Below are 5,670 nucleotides of genomic sequence, written 5' to 3'. Positions count from 1 at the left end.
TTTAAAAAATCAGATGGAACCCAAGGGGTTCCTGCGCCCAAAAATAGGGCTCAAACCCGAAGTTGCCTGATGTGAACCCAAAATATCTGGTCGATTTAGTAAAATCAATGTGATACAAAAAAATCGGAATGCTTAAACGTTAAAAAAGACATTTTTCAAGAAGATTTCAGGAGTATGAATAATTCAGGTTTTATTACAAAGACAGTTTATTGAAGGAATCGAACGTAGTGGAGTAGTTGGATAAAAAAGAAAAAAGGGAGTCTTTTAAGATGAAGAAAAAATGGAAATTTTTATTCTTATCATTAGCAGCATTAGCAATGGGAGCTTGTGGAAATGAAGGAGCAGCAGATGATACATCAGAAGATGTAACATCAGAAACCTCAAATGAAGTAGCAGAATCAGCAACAGATGATCCATATGCACAATACCCTGCTATCGACATGGGCGGAAGAACAATTAAAATTGCTACTTGGTGGGATTTTTATTATGACAGTCGTCATACAGACCCTACGGATAATCCAGGAGTAAATAATACAGAAACTGCTCAAATGGAATTAGATAATATTCGCCGTATTGAAGAAAAATACAACGTAAAAATTGAATTTAGCAACTTAGGATGGGACGGAATGACTGAAAATATTAATACCTCAGTTGTATCTGGAACACCGGATTATGATATTTATACAGTAGATTTACAATTTGGTCTAGCGCCCGCTATGAACGGCTATGCAATGCCAGTTAGCGAGTTCGCCCCAGATTATTCAGACATTACGACCGATCAAACTATTATGTCACCGTTTGAGACATTTGGTGAAACGTACTTTTTCACTGAAACTGTTTTACCTACAGGTGGAACATATATGTTGTACAATGCCACGATGTTAGACGAATTAGGACTAGAAGATCCCAATGAATTATTAGCAAGCGGCGAATGGACATGGGAGAAGTTTGCGGAAATGACAAAAGCAACAACTCGTGACACCGATGGAGACGGAAATATTGATGTATATGGATTCGGCGGTGTAACAACTGATACAACAAATGAATTTGTGGCATCAAATGGAGGCTCTATTGCAACCGATTTGACAGAAGGATTGAGCAGCCCAGAAACAGTAGAAGCGTTAGAATTCATTTATAACATGTATAACGTGGATAAAGTAGCTAAACCATACACAGATAACTGGGATGAACAATTACTTGCTTGGGTAGATGGTGGCGTTGCTTTCGCTCCAGTCCAAGCTTATAACTTAATTAATTATGGACCAGAACTAAGCTACGATTATCGGATTGTAAAATGGCCACAAGGTCCAAGTGGAGACGGCACAAAAGCCGGTGAAGGTATTGTTAACTATTATTTCATTCCAAAAGGTACAGAGCAACCAGAAGCTGTTTATCAGATTTTTGAAGAATTCCGCAACTGGTTCGCATTTGATGAATCTTATCGCGATAACTATGACTGGATTGAAACAGGCTTCACTAATACAGAAGACCTTGATCTAGCTATGGAAATTGGTGAAATGGGTAATGGAGATTTGTGGAAGGTAGCAGATGTGAATGGAGCTGTTGGTGAAGCTACTTACAATATATTCACAGGTACCATGACGGTTTCTCAAGCGGTAGAATCTTATAAACAAGTACTCCAAGATGGACTAGATGGTTTTCAAAATAAAGAAGAATAAGGATGCCACTATTCAAAATTATGATAGTGAACAAAACGTAAAGAATCCAAATTTTTATAGCGTAGAAGATGCCACTTTCACTGGAGATGTTATCAAAAAACATCTCCAGTTGGAAGGGTTCAAGGTACCTTATTTGGAAGGATTCTCTACAGAAGAATCATGGGTAGAGTTCACTATTTTTATTGAAGAAGAGAGTATGTACCACTTGAATTTTCCATCATACGGAATTGGTGGTCAGAAGGTGAATAAAGTTTTTATAGATTCAAAATATGTAGCGGACATAACCGCAAATGCAGATGAATTTGCTGACTCTTTTGTTTCGTATGTTTATCTGGAACCCGGCAAGCACAAAGTTCGGATAGAAAAGAGTTGGGGATACTTCGCCATAAAGGGACTGGAAATTATGAAAATAAAACCGATTGACATGTCAACGTACATAGTAGATTCAAAACTGGTAAATCCAAATGCCTCAATAAATACAAAACGTTTAATGAGCTTTTTAACGGATCAATACGGAAAAAGAATCATTTCTGGACAATCCTCTAATGAAGGACATCTTGGGAGAGAGTTTTCTGCCATTTTTCGTGAAACTAGGGGGAAAACACCAGCTATCCTAGGGTTAGATTTTATTGATGAATCTGCATCTAGAAAATCAAGAGCCAGTGGTCCAGATGTATTAAGTCATGCTAAAACATTCCATGAAATTGGTAGCATTATTACGTTCATGTGGCACTGGAATGCTCCGGAGCCTTACTTGTATGATACACCCGAACATCCGTGGTGGAGTAGTTTCTATACTGAACATACAACGATTGATTTATCTGCAATCATGAACGGACAAGATCCGGAAGGCTATCGTTTATTAATAGAAGACATGGATGAAATTGCGAAATTACTGAAGGAACTAGCAGATGAACAAATCCCAGTGCTCTGGCGACCTCTGCATGAAGCAAGTGGAGGTTGGTTCTGGTGGGGGGCCAGCGGTTCACAACCATTTATTGACCTGTGGCAGCTTATGTACCATCGATTTGTAAATGTACATGGATTAAATAATTTGATTTGGGTATGGAATGGACAAGGGAAAGAATGGTATCCTGGAGACGAGTTTGTAGATATAATCGGCGAAGATATTTATCCTGGAAAGCAAGCATATTCTTCGCAAGCTTCACGATTTGCTCAAGCTATGGATTATACTGATAAAAATAAGTTGATTGTACTTTCTGAAAATGGTTGTTTGCCTGATCCAGACTTGTTGGAACGTGATCAAGTAATGTGGGGATATTTCACTTCTTGGAATGGAGAGTTTGTCGTTGATGAATTGGGAAATTATTCGGAGGAATATACATCCAAGGAAATGCTAAATAAAGTTTATCACCATAAGAAAGTCCTTACGTTAGAAAAATTACCAGATTTATCAACGTACCCAATAAAATAAATAGAAAAGAGAGGGAAAAATGAAAAAATTCTTTGCATATGAGGGGAAATACTACAAAGTAATGAATCGAATTGGGAACTTAATCGGAATTAGTGTTCTCTTCATTATTACTAGTTTACCTATCATCACATTGGTTCCTTCTCTCTCAGCTTTATATTATACAACTGTAAAGACGCAGCGTATTGGAAATGGTTATCCAGCCAAAGAATACTGGAAAGCTTGGAAAAGAGAGTTAAAGCAGGGAATACTCTTGAATATTTTATTTTTAGTAACTGGAATAATCCTTCTTATAGATATGCTCTACGTATTTCAATCAGGAACCGTTTTTGGGGCAATCAGTTTTGCAGTATTGAGCTTCCTAGTTTACATTTGGCTTGCGCTACTCATCTACGTACCTATTTTACTGTCTCGTTTTAGCTTGTCCTCTTTTGAAGTATTCAAACTAGCACTGTCGATGCAGTTCAGACATCTACCTTTTACCATACTATTTATTGGATGCTATCTCATTGCTGCGTTCGTTTTATACTTGATGCCAATCCCGACTATCCTGCTACTACCAGCTTTGGTCATGTATAGTCTGAGTTTTTTAATCGAAAAAATATTAAAGAAGTATCTCTCGCCTGAAGCCTTAAGTGATGAGCAAAAATGGTATACCGCATTATAAAAAAAGAAGAGAGTGGCACAAAAGGCGTTTAGACCGGAATCACTGGAACAAATAGGCTCAGATGGTCATAGACCATCTGAGCATTATTCGTGAAGTGATGTCGGGTCTGCCTTTTGAAGCACGTTTAAGAGGCAGATATTCGTATACTGGAACGAGGCTGGGACAAAAGTCCAGCCTCTTCTCTTTTTCAAGGTATTCTATTCATCGAAAAAAAAGTTGCGATATACATCATTAATTCTTGGGAGATACTCATGACCATATTCTGGAAGAACGATTATTTCTTTCTTAGCGTTGATGTTATTGTATGTTGCAAATTGAGTTACCGGGGGGCATACCGCGTCTTGTAGCCCAATTGCCCAAACTACACTTGCTTTGATTCTTGGAGCAAAATGCTGAATATCAATGTACTCTAAGGTATGAAAAATTTCTTCCTCACGGTCATGTAGGGGATCCCTGAATTGGAACCAATAAGGAATTTCTTCATAGGCAGAAGTTTGTGCGCCTAGTTGATAAGCTTTTCGATAATCAGTTAAAAATGGATAGCTAACAAATACACGGTGTAAGTTTGGAACCAAACCAGCACATGCGAGGGTAAGTCCGCCCCCTTGAGAAGCACCTTGTGCATAAATTTTTTCTTTGTCGACGTAGTCAAAAGATTGAAGGATCCGAGCTGCATGAGCGGTATCTAAAAAAACATTACGGAAGTAAAGATTATCCCTACCTTCTTCGATGCCGCGAATAATCAGTCCACGCATCGTTCCGCCATCTGTTTGAGTATGATTCTGCGATAATCCGCCTTGGCCACGTGCATCTAATGCTAAAACTACAAAGCCTTCTGCAGCCCAACCAATCTTATCTTGAAAGTCACCTGAATTAGTGTGATAGCCATGGAATAATAACATACCTTTGTGTTTCTTTTTCAGTATTTTGGGGGTTATTAGTTGGCAATGTACGCGGGCACCACCCACCCCGTTAAAGTATAGATGATAAAAATTTGCTACATGAGAGGGAATAGCTTCCGGTATAATTTCATATTCAAGCGGTAAATCATTCATTTGCTTTAAGTTATTATCCCACCATTCATCAAAATCAGTAGGTTTTTGGCCACTTCCTCTATAATTTTCCCATTTATTCCATTCCATCATTTCCTTTTCCTCCTAAACGTTCGATTATTTCAATATACATACGTACCGTATGGTAAGGGCCTTTCCAACTATCACTAATTGGTTCCAAGGATGAGCCGTCATTTTCTAACTTGGAAGACAAAATTTGATTATGTGCATCAAGACGCGAAAACCATTCGCTATTTGAACGCTTGTCGATGAAAAAAGTTTGGATGTATAACCACACCTTGTTTGCAGCAGCTAGAAATGTTTCATCACCGGTAATCTGGTAAGCATGATAGAATCCAACAACGGCTTCTGCTTGTACCCACCAAACGCGAGTCCGGTCTGTCTTTTTCGTTTGGAAATGATAATGATTGTAAAGTGCCCCGTATTCATCCAACCCATGCTCGAGAACATATTCTGCCAATTTCAAAGTCATTTGTTCGATTTTCTCATTTTTAATCTGGCAAATATCTAGCGTTTCTTTTAACAACCAGGAAGTCTCAATATCATGTCCATATGATACTTCTGAAATAAGCGGTTGCCAGTTAACATCAAACTCAGTCCAGCAGAATCCTTCTGAAGAATAAATATTTTCTGCAAAAATATCTAACAAGCATTCAATTTTTCTTTTTAAGCCTTCGTCAGGCCATATGCGATAAAGAGAGTGTAAAATATTTTGTGTAAATAGAAAAAAGGAAGTCCCTTCTGTAGAATAGAGTTACCACAACACATTCACAGAAAAGAGGACTTCCATATGAACGATTTTACTACAGAAATTCTAAA

The 5,670-nt window shown here is 38.1% G+C and carries 5 protein-coding genes; 3 read left to right on the top strand and 2 right to left on the bottom strand.

The annotated features are described in order from the left end of the window. Window positions 1-269: 269 nt before the first annotated feature. Genes PVE40_RS12195 through PVE40_RS12185 form a run of 3 tightly spaced genes read left to right on the top strand, consistent with a single transcriptional unit; the run spans window position 270 to window position 3,778 of the window. Window positions 270-1,679 (top strand): ABC transporter substrate-binding protein, encoded by a 1,410-nt coding sequence (locus tag PVE40_RS12195; RefSeq protein ID WP_274732213.1) that lies wholly within the window; start codon window positions 270-272, stop codon window positions 1,677-1,679. Then, a complete protein-coding gene (locus PVE40_RS12190) occupies window positions 1,654-3,114 on the top strand; it encodes a glycosyl hydrolase (protein WP_274732212.1) in 1,461 nt (486 codons plus the stop codon). The genes PVE40_RS12195 and PVE40_RS12190 overlap by 26 nt, the downstream gene beginning before the upstream one ends. Before the next feature lie 19 nt (window positions 3,115-3,133). Further along, window positions 3,134-3,778 (top strand): YesL family protein, encoded by a 645-nt coding sequence (locus PVE40_RS12185; protein ID WP_274732211.1) that lies wholly within the window; start codon window positions 3,134-3,136, stop codon window positions 3,776-3,778. 197 nt (window positions 3,779-3,975) lie between these two features. On the opposite strand, the gene PVE40_RS12180 is transcribed toward PVE40_RS12185, so the two are convergent. After that, window positions 3,976-4,923, bottom strand: coding sequence for an acetylxylan esterase (locus PVE40_RS12180; RefSeq protein ID WP_274732210.1), 948 nt, complete (start codon window positions 4,921-4,923; stop codon window positions 3,976-3,978). Further along, the gene (locus tag PVE40_RS12175; protein ID WP_274732214.1) at window positions 4,907-5,539 is read right to left on the bottom strand and encodes an AGE family epimerase/isomerase; all 633 of its coding nucleotides are present in this window, start codon (window positions 5,537-5,539) and stop codon (window positions 4,907-4,909) included. The genes PVE40_RS12180 and PVE40_RS12175 overlap by 17 nt, the downstream gene beginning before the upstream one ends. Between the last annotated feature and the right edge of the window lie 131 nt (window positions 5,540-5,670).

This window comes from Jeotgalibaca caeni, assembly GCF_028863945.1.
Taxonomy (GTDB): Bacteria; Bacillota; Bacilli; order Lactobacillales; family Aerococcaceae; genus Jeotgalibaca; species Jeotgalibaca caeni.
Note: the sequence above shows the minus strand (reverse complement) of the source record. Positions and strands in the feature narration are given on the sequence as shown.